Genomic DNA, 20,619 nt, shown 5'->3' on the forward strand with positions numbered 1-20,619 from the left:
AAACTAATCTGTTATACTTTTATTTATTAATGACTTATAAACATGAACTTATAGCCATGAACAATAAAAGCCCTGTCAAAAACATAGCCATACTGACCAGTGGTGGTGATGCTCCAGGAATGAATGCAGCAATTCGTAGCTGCACTTTAGCTGCCCTACACTATGGCCACAATGTATTTGGTTTTTTGCATGGTTTTAAAGGTCTCATTAATAATGATTTTATCCGTTTAGAAGAACAACATGTAAGAGATATTATCCATTGTGGTGGTACAATGTTAAAAAGTGCACGCTGCCATGAATTCCATGATGAAGCCAATCAACAGATTGCCGCTAATAATTTAAATAAATTAAAAATCGATGGATTAATTGTTATTGGAGGCGATGGCTCTTTTTTTGGCATGTTAGCGCTTGATAAATATTACAATGGACAATTGATTGCAATACCTGGAACTATCGACAATGACGTGGATGGCACAGATCACACCATTGGCTTTGCTACAGCCGTTAATACCGCTATTGATGCTATAGATAAAATTAGAGACACCGCTGATGCATTTGAGCGTGTATTTGTAATTGAAGTTATGGGTAGGCACAGTGGATTTTTAGCATTGAACGTTGGGATCGCTAGTGGCGCAGAGCAAGTTATTACCTTTGAAAACTTCAAAAACCCTGGCGTTGAACTACAAAAAATTGCCGAACATATAAAGCTTAGTAAACAAAAACGTGGTGCCAGTAGCTATTTAATAGTCGCAGCGGAAAATCTTTGGCCACAGGGAATAGAACAGCTGTGCATCGATCTTCAAAATTATGCGAATATCAAATGTACACCTTGTATTTTGGGTTATATCCAAAGAGGCGGCTCTCCGGTACCTAAAGATAGAATAATGGCCACAAAGATGGGAGTCGCAGCGATAGATGCCGTTATTGCAAATAAATCAATGATTATGATTGGAGAGGTTTCTTCGAAAACTGTAGAAGTTAATTTAGAACAAGCTGTTAAACATAGAAAGCAAGTTAATGGCGATTTGTTAATGGCTCAAAATTCTATTTTAGACATTGCTGAATTAGCAAAGATAAATAAACTTTAAACTTAACGAAAGCTGTTCACTAACCAAGTACGGCCTGCTTTACTTTGTCTTTATAACTACGACTAACTTTCATTTCTTTATCATTAGTGAGTATTAAGTAATATTCGCCACTTACATGATTACCAAATTTATCGATGTAAGTTTTATTTACAATGCTAGACCGATGAATACGGATAAACACTTTTGGATCAAGAATTTCTTCGAGATCTTTCATTGTTTTTCTCAAAATATGGGTGCCACTATGAGTATGGACACACATATAATCGCCTGCAGCATCAATGCAAAGTATATCCTTGGTTGGTACTAATGTGGTTTCACCAACATCTTTAATGGCTAACACATCAGAATACTGACTTACACTAACCGGGGTATTGGATGCGAGCTCTGCTAATATTTGTTCACAATCATTACCAGTAACTTCGCTAACTAACTGTACAAGTTTATGTTTATGCTCGCCATCTTTAGCATGTTCTAAGGTTTTAACGACCTTATCAATGGCACTGCCTAGCCTTTCATGATCAACGGGCTTTAATAGGTAATCCAAGGCATGTATTTCAAACGCTTTAATGGCATATTGATCGAATGCTGTGACAAAGATAATAAGCGGCATATTATCATGCATTTCTTCTAGAGCCTGAACTACTTGAAAGCCATTTATTTCAGGCATTTGAATATCAAGAAAAACTAAATCTGGTTGCTGCTTGGTGATTTCAGATATTGCCTCACGCCCATTACTGCATAGCGCACAAACATCAATAATATCAAAAGCGCTTAGCCTTACAGCTAAGCCCTTTCGTGCCAGAGGTTCGTCATCAACAACTATTGTTTTTAGCTTTTCATTCATTCGTCATGGTCAAGTTGAAAAGGAATACGTATGTTTATTTTAACGCCTGTAGGAATATTGTCACTAACAACTATAGAATAATTATTATCGTATAGCGCTGACAACCGATCTTTGGTGTTAACAAGCCCTACACCATTCTCCCTGTGTAAATTACCATTTTTAATTTCAGCACCAGGACCGTCATCTGCAATCTCTAACTGAAGATCATTCGCAAACCTTGATACTTTAATGGCAATAGTTCCACCATGTTCTTTAACAGCTATGGCGTATTTGATTGCATTTTCAACGATTGGTTGAAACAGCATACTAGGCACTAAAGCATTTTGACAATTGTTTTGTACTTCAAAAGTAACTTTCAAACGTTCTTCAAACCGTACTTTTTCTATTTCTAGATAAAGGTTTACCGCTTTTACTTCTTGCGACAAGGTTACCTTTTTCATTGGGTCCATATCCAATGAATAGCGTAAAAAGTCACTGAGTTTAGTAACCATACCATTGGCAGTTTTATTATCATTAATTAAAACAAGAGTAGAAATTGCATTTAAAGTGTTAAAAAGAAAATGAGGGTTTAACTGATAACGCAGCATTTTTAACTGTGCTTGGTTTGCCATATTATTAGCATTTAAAACTTTTTGCTTTTCTTGTTGCAACATTTGGTAGTACTTAATACCAAAATACAAGCCACTCCAACTTAAAATGATGTAGAAAGACCACAACGTATTTTGGCTATAGTACCAAATCGAGTCTGGCTTCCAACCGTGCTTGTATATCTCCCAATAAGTAATATTCTTGACTATTTGCCATAACAAACCAGTTATAAATGATGAGCTTATGATAACTAATGCTATTTTTATAGGAGAGAGATTCCAAGCTTTTTGGTAGATGTAACGTAGAGGAATAGAAATGATTGCACCTGCATAGGCACTTAAAAAGATCACCCAGATAAATAAATCTCTTAAGTCATGTAGTAAAGACCCAAGGAAGTGAACCAAAGCAAAACCAATCCAGCCACCAATATGCAGTAACCAGAAAAAACGATTTCGATTTTCGATAAACTCTTGCCAATTCAAAATATTACTCAACAATTAAAATACTTAAGTTATAACATCATTATCACTTAAGATAAGTGTAAACACACTGTAATTAATCGTAACAATATTGCTACTTACCGCAAAGTTACGCCTGTAGAAGACGTTCAAGTGCCTTAATTGATTGATTTTTACTTTGACATGCTAGGCTTTCAGAAGGTTCTATATTTTGATCAAAAAACCATAAAGCATTGATTATAAGAGACAATTCATAGTAACGCGTAACCTTATGGGTATTGATGATAGGTGTAGAAAAGGATAAAACGTCTATATTTTTATTGAAATCACTAATGAAACTCTTATGCAATGACTCATCAATATTGTTAATTGCTAAACACATCCCTAGGTCAAACTCTGGCTCAGCTAATACGCAATACTCCCAATCAATCAACCATGGTTGTTGTTGAGCAATGACAATATTATCAAAATTAACATCACCATGACTGACAACGAGGCGATTATTATCTATCGCTAACGATGCAATTATCTTGTTTGAAAGGTATTTGATCTGGGATTTGTCTTTTAAACTAAGCGCAGCATTTTTTAGAAGGTAGTCAATGATATTTCGTGGTTCAAATTCAGCCAGCGAACATTTTAATTGTTGGCATTGAGAGATTACACGAGCAGCCTGAGATAAGTTTTGAATTAATGGCAAGCCACTGTCGCTAAGTGGTTTACCATCAATAAACTCTGTTACTAGATAGCCTTGCTGGTAACAACTTTCGATTACTGCTGGTCCGAAGCCTAATTTTGCAGCTTGAATCTGTACCTCTTGTTGATTTTTCCATTGTTCCTTGGTGATACCTGTTTTATTCAAAAATATTTTAAGAAAAACAGAATGTTTTTTTGTGATAACTTTAAAGCATTGATGACTTAAACCATTCGTCAGTTCAATCACCTGAGTATGATCAACTAAACAGCTACTTGTTGATAAAATATCATCGAGTAATAACACTGTTATCCTCTATAGCTTCATTAAGCGTTTTCTGCTCTGACTTATACAAATTAAGCCAATTAATAAAACCAATAACGCACATTAAAATATTAAACGCAGCGAGTGCTGCTGTAGGTTCAAGGCCTTTTTGTAAATATAAAAATACCGAAATACTATTTATCACAAACCAGTACAACCAGTTTTCCAATAATTTTATCGTAACTAAATACGTCGTTGCGATTGCAAACACCGTAGTAAATGTATCCAAGTAGGCATAATCAGCATGAGTAAAGTTATCCATATACCAACCTAATCCAACACTTAGAATTGTTAAGCAACAGATAAGTTTAATATGCTTTATCACTGGCCATGTACATACAGGCATAGTGTTATTGGCCGTGAGCACATCCGAATTTTGCCAACGGTACCATCCATAAATTGCCATTGCCATGTAATAAACACTTAGCAAGGATTCCATCAATAACGACACATCATAAAAAATAATGGTAAATATCAATGTACTGATAAAAGCAGCAGGCCAACACCAGCTATTATTCGCGGCCACTAATACCACATAGGCGATAGACAAGCCTACTGCCAGTAATTCCCATAAAGGTAAGCCGATAAAATAATTAATGATACTTTCCATTAGATGTTCTTTACTCGATTGTTATATTTCAGCTTCAGGTTCACTTCGATCACCACTGATAAATTTGCAAACAAACACAGCACTGCCAAGAGTTTGATGGACTTGCTTTATTTCTTGCATAACGGTAGCAACAGCTAAATCATAATCACCAAACACTTGAGTACTCATGCCATTAGTGACTACTTTTAATCCGTCAACCGCTCTTAACGTTCGAATAAAAGACCAAATCTCAGCTTTAAACTTTTCTTCAGCTAATGGGTATAAACTTATTTCAATTGATATTTGCATAACTTTCTCATTCTGTGAAACAAGTACGATCGCTACTTGCTTCAATATTAAAAGGGCGATTAACCAATTATAACCGCCCTACTAAGCTTGTTTAGATTAAAATTGATAATCTAATGTAACACCAAATTCTGCTGGTGCAGCTAATTGATAGTAACCTTTAGCTGTGTATAGATCTCGAGGATCATTACCAAAATAAAAGCCACGTGTTTGGTAGTCTTTATCAGTAATGTTACGTCCCCAAAGCTTAACTTGCCAACTGTCTTGGAAATATGTGATTGAAGCATTTAATAAATCAATAGCATCAGATTTTTCTTCATGTGTATCGGAGAAAAAGTATTCATCCTTTCCATCGACATTAACATTCACTAACCATTGATCATTCACATAGTAATTAACACCAACATTGTATTGATATTTTGGCGCGTGGGCTTGCTCACGCCCTGATAAGTCATCACCATTGCCATTAATAAAATCTACGTATTCTGAGTCTAGTAAACCAAACGCACCATACACTTCAAAAGAATCGGTAATATTCCATGCAGCGTCAATTTCAATACCCTGGTTAGTACCTTCAGCAGCATTATCTAAATAAGTAATAAATTCTTCACTACCATCTGGACGTTTGTTTGCTGCATACGTACTTACTTGCATGTCAGTTCTATCCATGTAAAACACTGCAAAACGAGCATAAGCATCACCATCTAGGTAGTTTTGTTTTAAACCTAGTTCGTAGTTCATTACATATTCAGGTTCAAATTCACGATTTTCATCACTCAAGCTACCACTTGAATTTACACCGCCAGCTTTAAAGCCACGGTTTACTGAGCCATATACTAATGTGTTGGCCGATGCTTCATAAGCTAATACAATTTTACCACCAACCATAGTATCCGAAGGCTCAAATTCACTACCTTCAGAATTGCTGTAATCTGCATCTCTGTCTTCAACACGAATACCGGTTGTTAATGTTAAGTTATTTGTAAGAGAGCTATCGAATTGCACAAATCCAGCAATCGTAGTGGCTTCAAATTCTGATAAATAATCGCCATCGTTGTAGGTATATTCACGTAACAAGTCTTCGCTTTCGCTTTTGTGGTAAATGCCGGCAACCCATGAAGTGGTATCAGCGAATATTTGGTGATCGGGCTTAGAAACTAATCTTACTTCCTGAGTTGAAGTAGTTTTATCTCTAAAATAATGATCTGTGGAAGAATAATCTCCCCAAGGGCAATCATTTTCTATACATAATTCAGGGTTACTCCAATCTTCATCATAGCCATAACCAAGATCTGAGTCGGCATAACTTAAAATTGAAACAACGTCGATGCTTTCTAAACCGGTATATGTAGCTTTTACACTTGTCGCAATAGTTTCTTGTGTATCAAAGCCAGGTTCATCCGACAAAGTATTACGAGTGTTATCTAAAGAGAAAGCATCATAACCATTATCAAAGTCTAAATAAAATACAGTCATATCTAGAGTTAAATCATCACTAGCTTGGTACTTAAGCTTAGTTCTAACCGTTAATTCATCTTTATTATTAGTATCTTCTTTATCTAAGTAAGTGTTTTCAATAAACCCATCACTTTGAAATTGTTCAACAGCTAATCTATAACCAAGCTTGTCACTTGCAGGACCAGACAGCATTAACCCTAAAGATGACGAATTATAGTTACCCACCATTGCCTTAACAGAGCCTTCAAACTCATCGCTAGGATCAAAGGTAGTTATATTGATCACACCTGCCATAGCATTAGCACCGAATTTAGTGCCTTGAGGGCCTCTAAACACTTCTACTTGTTGAACGTCATATAACGACGCAGCACTGCCAATTCCTGTAAAGTCGACTTCATCAATTATCACACCAACAGATGGGTTAATTGGTTCTTTAAATTGACTACGCTCGCCTATTCCGCGTATTTGATAATAACGGGCACGACTTGAACCACTGGAAAAGTTTACATTTGGTGTAGCTAGGACAATTTCTTCAAGGTTTTGCGCGTTACGTAGCGCTATATCATCACTATTAACGACTGATAGAGATGATGCTGTTTTTTGCAGATTTTGTTCACGAAAGTCGCCGACTACTTGAATTACTTCAAGATCTTTGTCTAATTCAGCATCAGTCGTTGTTTGGGCAAATACAGTGGTTGGTATTAAAGCCATTGTTATAGCAGTAGCTAAAGATGATTTAGTGGCTTTAAATGTGTTTTGAAAGTTCATTACAGATCTCATATTAATTTTATAATGGAGATCCGGCACAAAGAAGGAAATATAGAAATTGGAATAACGTTGTAAAAGAAAAGTTCCCAAATTCTTAACCATCCCTACGCCGGTATTATCCGGTTCAGGTTCAAAGGGTTTGCTTTTACAATAGTTAATTGTGAAGTGCATCTCAGTTATCATTGCTTATACAACGATAACACCCCCTGGCTCGGTGCGAATACTATCAAGTTTTCACACTTTGTAAATACTTGTAACTATAATAACTTGAACTTTTACTCTATAAATTTTGTGATAACTACAAACAAAAACACATAAGCCAGATAAAAATCTGGCTTATTAACAAGTGAAGTTTTGAATTGTTCTAAAAAGACAGCATTGGTCCTAGTCGTTTACCACCAAGTAAATGCATATGAATATGATAAACCTCTTGGCCACCATGACTATTACAATTCATAATCAAACGATAACCATCTTCACTAATCCCCTCTTCCCTTGCTAACTTTTTAGCAACGGTGATCATTCTTCCAAGCGTTAACTCATCTTCTTCTTCAACATCATTAGCCGTTGGAATTAGTTTATTAGGAATAATCAAAATATGTGTAGGCGCTTTAGGTGAAATATCACGAAATGCAGTGACTAAATCATCTTGGTACAGCAAGGGGGTCGGAATTTCTTGGCGAATTATTTTTGAAAATATAGTTTCTTCACTCATAACGATTCCTTTATTGTGCTGGTACGGCAGGTGCTTTAAAGCTTGCTAGCATGGCGTTTACTAACTCTTGTATTTTGGCTTGTTTTTCTTCAACAGGTATCTTGGTTTTCTTAATTGCTTTAGAAACCACAGAACGCCATACAGACTTTCCTTTAGCAGGATCAACAAAATCTATAATGATGGTCCCTTCAACGTAATCTTTTATTTCAACTTGTTGCACTGGAGTTATACCACCGTAGCCATAATGGCCTCTACAACGCCAACATTGATAAAAACCAGTGTTGTAAGTTCTTAATTGAGTTTTATCTTTAGTAACTAATTGGAAACGCACTTGCATGTCTGCATCAGCTTTATCTGCTTCAACCATACCTTTTTGTTTTAAGGTGTTAGTTATCGCCTTAATTAAACGATCGTTATCCAGACTACTCAAGTTGCGATTAAGTTTCTTTGACGCTTCTTGGTTCGCTTCAAAGTCATCTAAAACTACGAATGTTTGTAACTGATCAAAGTTATATTCTGGATTGTAATCAATATCAGGGTTATAGCTTGTGGCACAACCTGAAAGTAAAAGTAATAAGGCAGCTAATTTAAAACATGAAAATTTCATAAATACATCTCAATAAAAGTCTATGTAATTAATAATACTAAGAATAATATAAAAAGGTAGATTTATTTAGTTTTAAATTGAAGAAGTTAAAGAATAGCTTGGGAACTAGAACAAGTTCAGCAAGTATGAATTTGTTAATAGGACGATTTAATAAAAAAGCAATGCTACCTAAGGCCGGACTTGAACCTGTACGTCGCGATTATATGAGTGACGTGGGATTATAAATATCTTTAAACGTTATATACATTTAAACACTGAAATAAGATCAGCAGAAATGAATTTGTTAACAGAATATTTTGATAAAGAAAGTAATGGTACCCGGGGCCGGACTTGAACCTGTACGTCACGTTTATATGAGTGACGCGGGATTTTAGATAACTTTTAACGTGATGATATACATCTAGATACTGAATAAATTCAGCAGATATAAAATTGTTAACAGGATATTTGTATAAAGAAAGTAATGGTACCCGGGGCCGGACTTGAACCGGCACGTCCGTTAAGACGTGGGATTTTAAATCCCATGTGTCTACCAATTCCACCACCCGGGCATAATACTTAAAAAGTATGGGAAGCATTTTTTAGAGTAGAGATTGGTTCCCTACTTTCAATCACAACTGAATGTTAAACACGGAGTTATAAATGAGAAATTGGAGCGGCTAACGAGACTCGAACTCGTGACATTCACGTTGGCAACGTGATGCTCTACCAGCTGAGCTACAGCCGCTTCATATAGAGCTATGTTACTTAATACATTGTAGAAATGGTCAATACCATAAATGGTACCCGGGGCCGGACTTGAACCGGCACGTCCGTTAAGACGTGGGATTTTAAATCCCATGTGTCTACCAATTCCACCACCCGGGCATTGTATTCCTATTCAAGGATACTGCCTGTCATTTCTACATGACTAAGTAGCAAAATATTAGATTGGAGCGGCTAACGAGACTCGAACTCGTGACATTCACGTTGGCAACGTGATGCTCTACCAGCTGAGCTACAGCCGCTTTATATAATCTATTTTGTATTGTTAAATTGGAGCGGCTAACGAGACTCGAACTCGTGACATTCACGTTGGCAACGTGATGCTCTACCAGCTGAGCTACAGCCGCTTAATTTAATCAATACGTTCTTCGTACAATCAACATAGTTGATGAAATGGTACCCGGGGCCGGACTTGAACCGGCACGTCCGTTAAGACGTGGGATTTTAAATCCCATGTGTCTACCAATTCCACCACCCGGGCAAAGTGGAGGCGGGTCCCGAAGTCGAATCGAGGTCCACGGATTTGCAATCCGCTGCATAGCCACTCTGCCAACCCGCCAATATTCATCAACTAGTTGGTGATGTACTTCCTTAGAAAAAATTGGAGCGGCTAACGAGACTCGAACTCGTGACATTCACGTTGGCAACGTGATGCTCTACCAGCTGAGCTACAGCCGCTTCAAGATGTCGACTCCTTGTCAACGGATGTGCATTCTACATCGTTCTATTGATGAGTCAACACTTTACTTTCAATTTTTTTCTATTTTTTTCTGTTTGCTTAAAATACGACTAATATGCCGATTTTTTAGCTAAAAATTGTAATTTAATTAACCAGGCTATGTAAATAAATGTTTATTATTTTTTTGAAAATTCTGGCCAAGCCGCTTTAAGATATTGAAACATTGATATAAAAGCAAATGCAGTGGCAAAAAAGTAAAAGCCCCATGCAGCATAATTAATCACAATTGCGGGTAAATCAAACAGTACTAATGGGATCGGATAGTCTGGGTTCCAAATTAAGCCCATTAATGCCAACATTTGCGCAGCAGTTTTCCATTTGCCTAACTCAGATACTGCAACATCGCCACGTTTGCCTAAGTCAGCCATAAACTCTCTAAGGGCAGAAATTATTATTTCACGAGCAACCATGATTAAAGCAGGAACGGTAACCCACAGGTTACGATATTCAGAAACGATTAAGACTAAAGCGATAGTTACCATGAGTTTATCGGCTACTGGGTCTATAAATGCGCCAAAATTACTCGACTGCTTAAGTTTTCGTGCTAAATAGCCATCTAATGCATCACTAACTGAAGCTATCCAGAAAACTGCAAACGATGCAAAGTTTGACCAATTTTTTGAAAATGTATCAGGCATCATATCGTGCATATAAAACACAACGACAAAAACAGGGATTAAAATTATCCGAAACAGGGTTATTTGATTAGGTATTGTCCACATAAATCTACTACTGGCTTGTTATTATAAATACATTGTACAGGAAGAAGGTTAATTGTCATGTAAGCTATTAAAAATATTTGTCGCTAAATCTTTACTTATCCCTGGTACTTTCATTAATTGCTCTATGGTTGCTTTTTTAACTTCTTGTAACCCGCCCAAATATTTAAGCAGAGCCTGACGTTTTTTAGCGCCTATTCCAGGAATTTCTTCCAAAGTTGACTTCGTAGCGACCTTCCCTCTTTTAGCTCGGTGCCCTGCTATTGCAAAACGGTGTGACTCATCTCTAATATGTTGTACTAAATGTAGTGCAGGTGATGTAGCAGGCAATGAAATTAGCTGGTGTGAGCCAGCCATAATAAGCGTTTCTAATCCCGGCTTTCTAGACTCTCCTTTCGCCACACCAATCAACATAGGAGATTTTGTTAAATTTAATTCCGCGAAGAATGTTTCTGCTCGTGCTAGTTGCCCTTTACCACCATCAATAAATACAATATCAGGTAAATTATCTTCATCAGTCATTTTTCCGTAACGCTTATTAAGAGCAAATGACATCGCAGCATAATCATCTCCGGGAGTAATACCATGAACATTGTAGCGTCGATAATCACTCTTTAGCGGACCTTCAGTATTAAAAACTACACAAGACGCAATCGTCTGCTGACCCATAGTGTGACTTATATCGAAACATTCGAGCCGCTCTATTGGTTTAGATAATTCAAATTCATTATTTAAATCTCTAAAACGAGCTTGCATCGACTCTTTATGGCTATTTTTTACATTTAAGGAATTTTCAGCGTTAGTCGTTGCAAGTTTTAAATAACGAGCACGTTCACTGCGAACATTAACTGACAATTTTACGTCACGTTCTGCCTGTTTAGACAATAATGTAGCTAATTGTTTTTGAGAATCAAAAGCAATAGGCAATATTATCTCCTTAGCGATATTATCCTGATCAATACCCTCGCCTAAATAATGTTGACTTATAAATGCTTCTACGACTTCTTCATCACTGGTATTGGCAGGTATATTTGGAAAATAACTCTTACTGCCAAGAATTTTTTGATCCCTAATAAATAACAAATGCAAACAAGCTTGATTTTTTAACCGATAGAAACCAATCACATCAAGCTCTGCAGTCGTACCGCTGACAAACTGCTGTTGTTGTACTTTTCTTAACGTAGCGATTTGATCGCGAAATCTCGCTGCACTTTCAAAATCTAACTGTTCACTGGCAACTTCCATACTGCTAACAAGAGAGGCGATTACCTGTTCGTTTTTACCTTGTAAAAATAATCTCGCCAAGTGAACTTGCTGTTGATAGGCGTCATCGGAAATTTTACCCACACAAGGGGCTGAACAGCGTTTAAGTTGATATTGTAAACACGGCCTAGAACGAGCTCGGTAATAACTGTCTTCACATTGTCTGATTGGAAACAGCTTTTGCATTAAGCGTAAGCTTTCCCAAACAGCTCCAGCGGTAGGAAAAGGACCAAAATACTCGCCTTTTACTCGCTTGCCTCCACGATGAGAACCCAGTTTAGGGTGTTTATGTGCACTAATTAATAAATAAGGGTAGGATTTGTCGTCTCTAAGTAGAACATTATACTTAGGTTGGTACTTTTTAATGTAGTTGTTTTCTAAAATAAGGGCTTCGCCCTCGGTATGAGTAACGGTAACATCAATGGCTTTTATATGGCTAACCAAAACTCTGGTTTTTACATTACCAACATCTTTTCGAAAATAACTGCTCAGCCGATTTTTAAGATCTTTTGCTTTACCAACATAAATAACAGTTTGTTCACCGTCATACATTCGGTATACACCACTTTGCTCAGTTACCGTTAATAAAAAAGCTTTATGGTCAAAAGCATTACTTTGCTCAGTCATCAAAATACCAATTATAAGTCTATTTAGATATAACTCTTAAAGCATTTCAGTGTTGAGCATGCCAAAGCGTATTGCTAAATGAGTTAGTTCGACATCATTGCTTACTGAAAGTTTATCAAACATGCGATATCGATAACTGTTGATAGTTTTACTGCTTAGACTTAATTGCTCAGAGATATCAACAACCTTTTCGCCGCGAGTGATCATCATCATAATTTGTAATTCACGTTCTGATAAACAGGCAAATGGGCTTTCGTCGGGTTTATTGAATTGGCTCAATGCCATTTGTTGGGCAATGCCAGGCGTTATGTAACGTTGGCCACTCTTAACAGCTTTAATCGCCTGGATCATTTCTTGTGGCGGCGTATTCTTGGTTAAAAAGCCTGAGGCTCCTATTTGCATTACTTTGGTCGGGAAAGGATCTTCAATATGGACGGTTAAAATTAACACTTTAATGTCTGGGTTATACCGTATGATCTTTTTAGTTGCTTCTAAGCCACCTATTCCTGGCATATTAACATCCATTAGAACAACATCAGGATTATGAGTACGACAATACTGCACAGCCTCTTCACCAGTTGACACTTCACTAACAACTTCTATTGTTGGAGCATCTTCTAATAAACGTCTGATCCCCATTCTAACTAAATCATGATCATCAACTAACAATACTTTGATCACTTACTTTCCCCTAAGGTGAGCTAAGGCTCTTTATTATTAATATAAAAATATCACATATGTACTACGTGGTTAAAGTTTATTTTGGGTAAGCCAGTTATTAAGTAACCCTATTTGGCCATTTTTATAGGCAGCATAGGTAATTCTTATCGCATTAGATAATATAACACTGTCATTCCAATCAGTCTGATCGCTAATTTTTGCGTAACATTCGATGGCTTCAGCGGTTAAATAGCCCCTAACTTCTTTCTTACCGTTATCTTTTTGCTTATCTCGAAATCTTTTTTGCTTTTCAGCATTGGTTAATGCTGCTTTTTTGCTAGTCTTAATAGTCATAGGCATTACCTCATAATGAATAAGGTCTATGGTTACGGATAACCAAACTAATTGCAATTTATTTCAAAAAAATATTGTTTAGTGTACAAGTGTTCGCTAAAGTAGCGACCAGAATTTTCTGATAATGATAATTGATGATAATTTTCATTATCTACACATTTAATTGAGAAAGTAGAGTCATGACAAAACAAAACTCATTTGACAAAGCAGGTCTAATTCAAGCAGGTACTGGTGAATTATTTGGTCCTGGAAACAGCAAGTTACCTTCAGATAATATGTTGATGATGGATCGCATCATTAAAATCACTGACGAAGGTGGTAAGTATGGTAAAGGTGAAATTATTGCTGAACTAGATATCACTCCAGATCTTTGGTTCTTCGATTGTCACTTTAAAGGCGACCCAGTAATGCCAGGTTGTTTAGGCCTTGATGCTATGTGGCAACTAGTTGGGTTCTTCTTAGCATGGTCAGGTGGACCAGGTTTAGGTAGAGCGTTAGGTGTGGGTGAAGTTAAATTTACTGGCCAAATACTACCAACTGCGTCTAAAGTTACCTACCGTATTGATTTAAAACGTGTGATCAAGCGTAAATTGTTCATGGGTTTAGCTGACGGTACAGTAGAAGTTGATGGTCGTGTAATTTACACCGCAACAGATTTAAAAGTTGGTTTGTTTGAAGATACTTCAAAATTCTAATTTCTAGTTTCTAGTTTCTAAAAAAATAAAAGGCTGCCAATTGGCAGCCTTTTTGTTAGAAAATTAACATTCTAAAATAAATTATTTAACTACGACGTCTTCTAAACAATAAAGCCATACCTGCAAATAACGATAAGAAGCCAAACCCTGCCCCTCTACGCTCTGTTTTTTCATCAAGCTCTTCAGAACAATCGTTTATTACAAATCCTTCACCTGTTGGTGTTAATTTTACCGCAACCAATACGTCTTGTTCAGCATCAGGGATTACTTCACCATCAATAGAGAAAGGTTCACCCTTAGAATCAAGCTTAGGTGCTTTAATCCATGCGGTACCTAAAATTACATTTTCGTCATTGATATCTCTGGCTTCTACGATTGTATATTTTTCTTGATCTTCACAGCTTAAAAACTGATTAACATTATAAAACGCATCATCATTTATGCTGTATAAAAAGCCGTGGCGACGACGTGGAGTACTTGGACTGTCGACGAAATCTTCTACTTCACCTTCACCAACAATCATGCCATTTATATTAATGCCATGCGGGTAACTCGACGAGCCTTTAAAGAAATCTACCGGGAAAACAGGCGTTATTTCAGCATCGTTAGCATTGGCATAATAGAACTTAGTTCTGGCTTTACCATTTACGTATTTGTACATATAACCTGTAAAAATACCGTCATTGTTTATTTCTATTGCTTTTGATTCGAAATAATCATCACGATCAGTAAAATCGATTATCTCACCATCTTTAAATATTGCTGCAAAACTACCAACACTCTCGCCTCGACTTGGAGTAGTTTCATCTTCATCCCACCAAAAATGAGAATAACCTACAATGATACCCGCATCATTAATACTTAACGCGTCACTAGTAAAAGGACGTTTATCATCTGGATGAATGTTTACTACGCCTCGGCCCAAATCTGTTGCTGTTACCAGGGTACCGGTTTCATCAACTTCCCATTTAAAAGCATTTGAGTAGTACAAGTTTTGGCGAATAATTTGAACACAAGCCTCGAAAGGCATGTCGTCTAAACGATCGTCACAATAGTCACCTTCTTCTTCTAAATCTTCAAGAGCATTAGGGTTCAAATCAACACTAGAAGTACCAATTGCAACTGTATTTCCATTTATTGAAGCGAGATCGTTTACAGCTGACAAACCACCGTAATGATTCGTCGTTTCGTCTAACTCAGTAAAAGGAATTAACTCAAACTCAACAGAGCCATCAACACTTCGTATCCAACCACGACTGGTAAAATCACTTACCCAATGAATATCTAATTCACTGCCACCATCATCAAACGGCGGTAAAGATAAAAAAGGAGCTGATGAATAACCGTATACTAAACCTTCATCCGTTATTCCTTTCGGAACATCAACGGTTGAACGAGTTAAATTGCCATCTTCGAAAGCAACATCAAATACAGGCAGCTCAGTTGCGGTGGTTGTGTTCGGTTCATAAACATAAATTTGCGCATCGCCGTATTTTTGGTAAAGAGTACTACCTTTCCCTCTTAACCAAAGAATAGTCCAAGATAAAGCATTGGCATCAGGGTTACCGGCACGTAATGCTTCTTCAGCTGCATCATCTATTTTAAATAAATCATAGTAATTATCATGAGTATTATTAGCCAGGCGTACAATTTCATCATAATCATCGCCATCTTCAGCGAAATGTTGAAATTGGACAGGGAAATTATAGGTAGTTTGTCCAGACAGTAAAACTTGTCCGACATTGTTTTGTTCAATGCCGTATGTATTTTCAACGGAGTCTACAATACCTAAATCTTCAATGGTGTATGTTACAGCTTGAGCTGCGGGTGCTAATAATGCACCTGAAATGCTTAGCGCTAAAACGGATTTTATCAAGGTTTTCATTAACTACTTTTCTCTTGAATTTCTTCTAATTCTTGCCAACGGTCAAAAGCCTGTTCAAACTTGGCTTCAGCTTCTTGTAATTTTTTTAATACTTGTTGAGTTTTATCTGATGATTGGGTGTAAAAATCGGCTGCATTTACTTGCATCTGATAATCATCCACTTGCTGTTCAAGGGTTTCCAATAATTCTGGTAATGATTCTAACTCATGTTTTTCTTTAAAAGATAATTTATTTTTAACTTTTTTTACTTCAACGGGTTTTACCTGTGGTTTTTCTTTAGTTTTGTCTTTGAGTGTAAATTTTGCATTTTGTTCCGCCTTGTAAGATAAATAATCTTCAACGTCACTATAACCACCTACTATTTGGGCAATTCGGCCACTACCATCAAAATACAAACAACTATTTACACAGTTATCGACAAAATCTCGATCATGACTAACCAATAGTACAGTACCTGGGTAATTAGCGACAACCATTTCTAATAACTCTAGAGTTTCAATATCTAGATCATTAGTAGGCTCATCGAGAATCAATAAATTACTTGGACGTAAAAATAATTTAGCGAGTAATAAACGATTTCTTTCACCACCAGATAAAGCACGTACAGGTGTTCGAGCTCTTTTAGGGCTAAATAAGAAATCTTGTAAGTAACCTAACACATGACGGGTCACACCGTTAACAGTTACTTCTTGTTTACCTTCAGAAACTGCATCTTGTACCGTCATATTCACGTCAAGCTGTTCTCTGTGCTGATCAAAATAAGCAACTTCCAAGTTAACGCCAATACGCATTTTGCCAGATGTTGGTTTATATTGATCAGTTATCAGCTTAAGTAACGTTGATTTACCTGTACCGTTACCACCAATTAACGCTAAGCGATCACCACGACTGATAAGTAACTCAAGATCTTCAATAATAGTTTTGTCATTAAAGGCAATAGATAAATCGGTACATTCAAATACCAACTTACCACTTCTCTCGCCTTGCGACAGCACCATCTCACCTTGTTTTTTAACATCTCTGCGAGCTTTTCGCTCAAGACGAAGCTTTTCTAATGCTCGAACACGTCCTTCATTACGAGTTCTACGGGCTTTAATACCTTGTCGAATCCAAGTTTCTTCTTCTGCTAAACGCTTATCAAATAATTTATTTTGCGTACTCTCTACTTCTAAATCATGCTCTTTTTGTGCTAAATAAGTATCATAATCGCCAGGGTAACTCGTTAATATACCTCGGTCTAAATCGACAATACGAGTAGCTAGTGAACGTATAAATGCCCTATCATGTGAAATAAATATTATCGTTCCTGCGTAATTTTTTAAGAAATTCTCTAACCACAACACACTTTCTATATCTAAGTGGTTAGTAGGTTCATCTAGGAGTAATACATCGGGATTTGTTACAAGTGCTTGAGCTAGCGCAATTTTTCTTAACCAACCACCAGAGAGCTCATTGACATTCTGATCAGGATTTAACGAAAGTTTACTTAACACTTGTTCAACGCGTTGTTCATCTTCCCAAGCATTGTTTTGCTCAAGTTCCGTTTGAATTTGTGCCATTTTATTTAAATTGGCTTCACTTGGGTCTTCAGTGACCACATGAATAATGTCGTGATATCTTTGGATCAAGACACCGTTTTCTTTTAAACCATCTGACACATAAGTAAAAATTGTTTGGTCACAAGATTTAGGAGGATCCTGAGCGAGCATTGCCACATTAACTTCATTAGATATCACCAACTGGCCATCATCTAGATGTTGCATACCCATTAATATTTTCATTAATGATGATTTACCTGCGCCATTTCGACCAACCAAACATACACGTTCGCTGGTTTTAATACGCAATTCGGTATTATCAAGTATTTTGTCTTCGCCAAAGGCTAATTCGGCGTTAGTTATTCTAATTAGTTCCACTGATAAACTCTTGTAATTGTTCTTCGTTAAATGGCCAATATAAGGCCATATTACTATGTAAATGCTCTAGTACAGGAATACTTGTACTGTATAATTCAACCAACTTAGGCTCATTAATAATATCAACGTAGGCAATATTATCTTCGCTGATAAGATTTTTACATAATTGCTCAGCTATTTCGCACAGATGACAGCCATCTGTGCCATATAAATTATATTGTATTGTGTTCATTAAAAGCCTTTCATTATATACGGCTGATACACCAGCTGTTATGAATGTGCTTATTTCGCTTGAAGTCAAAATCACGAGTAACTTCGGTTAAGCACTCAGCTTTAAGGCCAACAAGATTTAATCCGTCAAAGTCCATTTTAAAACCACGCTTGTTATTAGTGAAAATTAATTCACCTTGATCAGCAACTGATTTCATTCCGGTTTTAATCAAATCCAAATGGTCACGTTGCACATCAAATGTAGTGTTCATTCGTTTAGAATTAGAAAATGTTGGTGGATCAATAAATACCACATCATATTTATTTGTGTTTTCTTTTAACCACTGCAAACAGTCAGCTTGAACGAATTCATATTTATGACCACGTAACTTATTTAGTTCGAAATTATCTTGAGCCCAGTCTAAATAGGTTTTTGACATATCAACGGTAGTTACTTTTTCAGCGCCATTAATTGCAGCTTGTAATGAAACAGATCCGGTATAGGCAAAGAGGTTTAATAAGGTTTTTCCTTTAGACTTTTTAGCAACAATTTTACGAGTCTTGCGGTGGTCTAAGAATAAGCCAGTATCAAGGTAATCCCACAGATTAACTTTTAGCAAGGCATCGTATTCTTTTACAATAAGTGCTTTTTTACTTTTGCTTAACTGCTGGTATTGATTTTTACCCTTTTGCTTACTTCGTACTTTTAACGCCACTTTATCAGTATCTATGTTTAATACTTTAGGGGCCCAATATATAGCTTCTTGTAAGCGCTGCGCGGCTTTAACTTCATCGATATCTTTAGGCGGCGCATACTCATGCAACACTAAATGATCGTCATATACATCAATGGCTACATTAAATTCTGGAATATCAGCATCATAAACTCGATAACAATTTACATCGTTTTGCTTTAACCATGATTTCAACCCTTTAACGTTTTTCTTTAAACGGTTGGCAAAATCTGAGTTCTGACCAGAAAAGTCTGTTTGTGCAGGTGTACGGTCTAATTGCCCTTCGTCAATGTTATATAGCGCTAATTGACAATCTAATGGGCCATTTTTGAATTTATAACGCTTAAAGCTAGATAGCTTTAATAGAGAGAGCATTTCAACATTCGCGGTAATTAAGCCAATTTTCCAGCCTAAAAACTCTTGTTTAAACACTTTGCCAAGTTCGGTAAACGTAGAAACGAGCTCTGGTAATGAACCAATACGTTCACCATAAGGCGGATTAAATAAAATATGGCCAGGTTCACCAAATTGATTTTTAAGATCTTCAGCTCTGCCCTGTTTAAATTCAATTAAATGACCAAGTCCTGCACTGCGAGCATTTGCTTTAGCCGTTTGAAGTACTCTCCCATCCATATCAAAACCAAATACTTTAACAGTACTATTAGCTAGGGCTTGGTCGGTTTCTAACTTAGCGGTATCTAACAATTGGTTAAATAGGCTCGCATCGTGAAATTTCCAGCGACTAAAGCCCCAATGTGTTCTATCGACACCTGGATACATTCCTGATGCCATAGACACAGCTTCAAGCATTAACGTACCTGAACCACACATAGGGTCAACCAATGGCTTACTTGGATCATTTAACCAACCAGAACGAACTACAAGAGCCGCAGCAAGGTTTTCTTTAATAGGCGCAGCACCAGAATTTTCACGGTATCCACGTTTAGATAGTGAACGACCAGAAAAATCTACATAAAACGTTACTTCATTTCTAAGTAAGCGAGCTTGTATACGTATATCCGGATTAGTTTTTTCAACAGATGGTCTGTCTAAACCTTCGTCTCTAAAGCAATCAACAATCGCATCTTTTACAGTTAAACCGCCAAATTGTGAATCACGAATGTGTTCATTTTTACCAACAAAATCGACAGCAAAAAAGTCTTCACTGGTGAAATGTTCAGTCCAATCTATGTCTTTAGCGGCTTTATAAAGTGCGTCTTTATCTTTTACAGGAGACGGTTCATCGATTCTTATAAGAATACGACTGGCTAAACGAGATTTTAAACAGGCTTGATATCCAGTTTCCATACTTGCAGTAAAATGAACGCCTTCAGGACGTTGTACGACTTCACTGCCGCCTATTGACGTTATTTCATCGGCTAAAAGTGGCTCTATGCCAAAAGAAGTTAAAGCTAAAAATTGTTTCATGGTGTGATCCAAAGCATTTGATGGCGCAGATTATAAACGACCCATTGCCATTTGTCTTAGCCAATTACTTTATTTAACTAAGAAATATCTGATATCAAAGCTAAATTTCGTACATTTTAAGTATACAATTAAACCGACTGATTAATTATCAAACACATTATCAAATTAATTAATAAATATGGTAAAAT

At 36.7% G+C, this 20,619-nt stretch carries 18 protein-coding genes, 8 tRNA genes and 1 riboswitch; of the genes, 2 read left to right on the plus strand and 24 right to left on the minus strand.

The window, feature by feature from the left end; translation table 11 throughout:
- Positions 1-56 precede the first annotated feature (56 nt).
- A complete protein-coding gene (locus tag RI845_RS09675; protein WP_348385984.1) occupies positions 57-1,088 on the plus strand; it encodes a 6-phosphofructokinase in 1,032 nt (343 codons plus the stop codon).
- Between the two features lie 19 nt (positions 1,089-1,107).
- Here the strand turns inward: RI845_RS09675 and RI845_RS09680 are convergent, their stop codons facing one another.
- From RI845_RS09680 to RI845_RS09775, 20 genes are all read right to left on the minus strand, one after another.
- Entirely contained in the window at positions 1,108-1,932 is an 825-nt protein-coding gene (locus RI845_RS09680; RefSeq protein WP_348385985.1) for a LytR/AlgR family response regulator transcription factor, read from the minus strand.
- Positions 1,929-3,002 (minus strand): sensor histidine kinase, encoded by a 1,074-nt coding sequence (locus RI845_RS09685; RefSeq protein WP_348389528.1) that lies wholly within the window; start codon positions 3,000-3,002, stop codon positions 1,929-1,931. The genes RI845_RS09680 and RI845_RS09685 overlap by 4 nt, the downstream gene beginning before the upstream one ends.
- Positions 3,003-3,108: 106 nt before the next feature.
- Positions 3,109-3,975, minus strand: coding sequence for a phosphotransferase (locus tag RI845_RS09690; RefSeq protein ID WP_348385986.1), 867 nt, complete (start codon positions 3,973-3,975; stop codon positions 3,109-3,111).
- Entirely contained in the window at positions 3,959-4,603 is a 645-nt protein-coding gene (gene pnuC / locus RI845_RS09695; RefSeq protein ID WP_348385987.1) for a nicotinamide riboside transporter PnuC, read from the minus strand. The genes RI845_RS09690 and pnuC overlap by 17 nt, the downstream gene beginning before the upstream one ends.
- Before the next feature lie 21 nt (positions 4,604-4,624).
- Positions 4,625-4,891, minus strand: a complete 267-nt coding sequence (locus RI845_RS09700) for a hypothetical protein (RefSeq protein ID WP_348385988.1) — start codon at positions 4,889-4,891, stop codon at positions 4,625-4,627.
- A 96-nt stretch (positions 4,892-4,987) separates the two neighbouring features.
- Positions 4,988-7,114 carry a TonB-dependent receptor gene (locus RI845_RS09705; protein WP_348385989.1) on the minus strand — a complete coding sequence of 709 codons (2,127 nt, stop codon included), beginning with the start codon at positions 7,112-7,114 and terminating at the stop codon, positions 4,988-4,990.
- 84 nt (positions 7,115-7,198) lie between these two features.
- Positions 7,199-7,331: riboswitch (TPP riboswitch) on the minus strand.
- 147 nt (positions 7,332-7,478) lie between these two features.
- Positions 7,479-7,829, minus strand: a complete 351-nt coding sequence (gene hinT / locus RI845_RS09710; protein WP_348385990.1) for a purine nucleoside phosphoramidase — start codon at positions 7,827-7,829, stop codon at positions 7,479-7,481.
- A 10-nt stretch (positions 7,830-7,839) separates the two neighbouring features.
- Positions 7,840-8,436 (minus strand): DUF4136 domain-containing protein, encoded by a 597-nt coding sequence (locus tag RI845_RS09715; RefSeq protein WP_348385991.1) that lies wholly within the window; start codon positions 8,434-8,436, stop codon positions 7,840-7,842.
- 464 nt (positions 8,437-8,900) lie between these two features.
- A tRNA-Leu gene (locus RI845_RS09720) sits at positions 8,901-8,987 on the minus strand.
- A 100-nt stretch (positions 8,988-9,087) separates the two neighbouring features.
- Positions 9,088-9,163, minus strand: a tRNA-Gly gene (locus tag RI845_RS09725).
- 53 nt (positions 9,164-9,216) lie between these two features.
- Positions 9,217-9,303: transfer RNA gene (locus RI845_RS09730), tRNA-Leu, on the minus strand.
- A 64-nt stretch (positions 9,304-9,367) separates the two neighbouring features.
- Positions 9,368-9,443: transfer RNA gene (locus RI845_RS09735), tRNA-Gly, on the minus strand.
- Between the two features lie 29 nt (positions 9,444-9,472).
- A tRNA-Gly gene (locus RI845_RS09740) sits at positions 9,473-9,548 on the minus strand.
- 47 nt (positions 9,549-9,595) lie between these two features.
- A tRNA-Leu gene (locus RI845_RS09745) sits at positions 9,596-9,682 on the minus strand.
- 4 nt (positions 9,683-9,686) lie between these two features.
- Positions 9,687-9,760, minus strand: a tRNA-Cys gene (locus RI845_RS09750).
- Between the two features lie 43 nt (positions 9,761-9,803).
- Positions 9,804-9,879: transfer RNA gene (locus RI845_RS09755), tRNA-Gly, on the minus strand.
- A 177-nt stretch (positions 9,880-10,056) separates the two neighbouring features.
- Positions 10,057-10,662, minus strand: coding sequence for a CDP-diacylglycerol--glycerol-3-phosphate 3-phosphatidyltransferase (gene pgsA / locus RI845_RS09760; protein ID WP_348385992.1), 606 nt, complete (start codon positions 10,660-10,662; stop codon positions 10,057-10,059).
- 48 nt (positions 10,663-10,710) lie between these two features.
- The gene (uvrC, locus tag RI845_RS09765; RefSeq protein ID WP_348385993.1) at positions 10,711-12,549 is read right to left on the minus strand and encodes an excinuclease ABC subunit UvrC; all 1,839 of its coding nucleotides are present in this window, start codon (positions 12,547-12,549) and stop codon (positions 10,711-10,713) included.
- 36 nt (positions 12,550-12,585) lie between these two features.
- Positions 12,586-13,230 (minus strand): UvrY/SirA/GacA family response regulator transcription factor, encoded by a 645-nt coding sequence (gene uvrY / locus RI845_RS09770; RefSeq protein ID WP_348385994.1) that lies wholly within the window; start codon positions 13,228-13,230, stop codon positions 12,586-12,588.
- A gap of 69 nt (positions 13,231-13,299) precedes the next feature.
- Positions 13,300-13,563 carry a hypothetical protein gene (locus RI845_RS09775; protein WP_348385995.1) on the minus strand — a complete coding sequence of 88 codons (264 nt, stop codon included), beginning with the start codon at positions 13,561-13,563 and terminating at the stop codon, positions 13,300-13,302.
- 179 nt (positions 13,564-13,742) lie between these two features.
- On the opposite strand from RI845_RS09775, the gene fabA reads away from it, so the two are divergent.
- Positions 13,743-14,258 carry a bifunctional 3-hydroxydecanoyl-ACP dehydratase/trans-2-decenoyl-ACP isomerase gene (gene fabA / locus RI845_RS09780; protein WP_348385996.1) on the plus strand — a complete coding sequence of 172 codons (516 nt, stop codon included), beginning with the start codon at positions 13,743-13,745 and terminating at the stop codon, positions 14,256-14,258.
- Positions 14,259-14,343: 85 nt separating this feature from the next.
- On the opposite strand, the gene RI845_RS09785 is transcribed toward fabA, so the two are convergent.
- From RI845_RS09785 to rlmKL, 4 genes are read right to left on the minus strand one after another with little or no spacing between them, the layout of a single operon-like run.
- Positions 14,344-16,143 carry a DUF3466 family protein gene (locus RI845_RS09785; protein WP_348385997.1) on the minus strand — a complete coding sequence of 600 codons (1,800 nt, stop codon included), beginning with the start codon at positions 16,141-16,143 and terminating at the stop codon, positions 14,344-14,346.
- Entirely contained in the window at positions 16,143-18,059 is a 1,917-nt protein-coding gene (uup, locus tag RI845_RS09790) for an ATP-binding cassette ATPase Uup (protein WP_348385998.1), read from the minus strand. Before uup ends, RI845_RS09785 begins: the two co-directional genes overlap by 1 nt.
- A complete protein-coding gene (locus RI845_RS09795; RefSeq protein WP_348385999.1) occupies positions 18,046-18,291 on the minus strand; it encodes a glutaredoxin family protein in 246 nt (81 codons plus the stop codon). The genes uup and RI845_RS09795 overlap by 14 nt, the downstream gene beginning before the upstream one ends.
- A 13-nt stretch (positions 18,292-18,304) precedes the next feature.
- A complete protein-coding gene (gene rlmKL / locus RI845_RS09800) occupies positions 18,305-20,431 on the minus strand; it encodes a bifunctional 23S rRNA (guanine(2069)-N(7))-methyltransferase RlmK/23S rRNA (guanine(2445)-N(2))-methyltransferase RlmL (RefSeq protein ID WP_348386000.1) in 2,127 nt (708 codons plus the stop codon).
- Positions 20,432-20,619: the final 188 nt, after the last annotated feature.

The organism is Thalassotalea nanhaiensis (genome assembly GCF_031583575.1).
Classification (GTDB): domain Bacteria; phylum Pseudomonadota; class Gammaproteobacteria; order Enterobacterales; family Alteromonadaceae; genus Thalassotalea_A; species Thalassotalea_A nanhaiensis.

Bases quoted from the DNA above. Each gene is read 5' to 3' on its own strand.
- RI845_RS09675 (WP_348385984.1), top strand. From the start codon at position 57: ATGAACAATAAAAGCCCTGTCAAAAACATAGCCATACTGACCAGTGGT.
- RI845_RS09680 (WP_348385985.1), bottom strand. From the start codon at position 1,932: ATGAATGAAAAGCTAAAAACAATAGTTGTTGATGACGAACCTCTGGCA.
- pnuC (WP_348385987.1), bottom strand. From the start codon at position 4,603: ATGGAAAGTATCATTAATTATTTTATCGGCTTACCTTTATGGGAATTA.
- RI845_RS09700 (WP_348385988.1), bottom strand. From the start codon at position 4,891: ATGCAAATATCAATTGAAATAAGTTTATACCCATTAGCTGAAGAAAAG.
- RI845_RS09705 (WP_348385989.1), bottom strand. From the start codon at position 7,114: ATGAACTTTCAAAACACATTTAAAGCCACTAAATCATCTTTAGCTACT.
- hinT (WP_348385990.1), bottom strand. From the start codon at position 7,829: ATGAGTGAAGAAACTATATTTTCAAAAATAATTCGCCAAGAAATTCCG.
- RI845_RS09715 (WP_348385991.1), bottom strand. From the start codon at position 8,436: ATGAAATTTTCATGTTTTAAATTAGCTGCCTTATTACTTTTACTTTCA.
- pgsA (WP_348385992.1), bottom strand. From the start codon at position 10,662: ATGTGGACAATACCTAATCAAATAACCCTGTTTCGGATAATTTTAATC.
- uvrC (WP_348385993.1), bottom strand. From the start codon at position 12,549: ATGACTGAGCAAAGTAATGCTTTTGACCATAAAGCTTTTTTATTAACG.
- RI845_RS09775 (WP_348385995.1), bottom strand. From the start codon at position 13,563: ATGACTATTAAGACTAGCAAAAAAGCAGCATTAACCAATGCTGAAAAG.
- fabA (WP_348385996.1), top strand. From the start codon at position 13,743: ATGACAAAACAAAACTCATTTGACAAAGCAGGTCTAATTCAAGCAGGT.
- RI845_RS09785 (WP_348385997.1), bottom strand. From the start codon at position 16,143: ATGAAAACCTTGATAAAATCCGTTTTAGCGCTAAGCATTTCAGGTGCA.
- RI845_RS09795 (WP_348385999.1), bottom strand. From the start codon at position 18,291: ATGAACACAATACAATATAATTTATATGGCACAGATGGCTGTCATCTG.
- rlmKL (WP_348386000.1), bottom strand. From the start codon at position 20,431: ATGAAACAATTTTTAGCTTTAACTTCTTTTGGCATAGAGCCACTTTTA.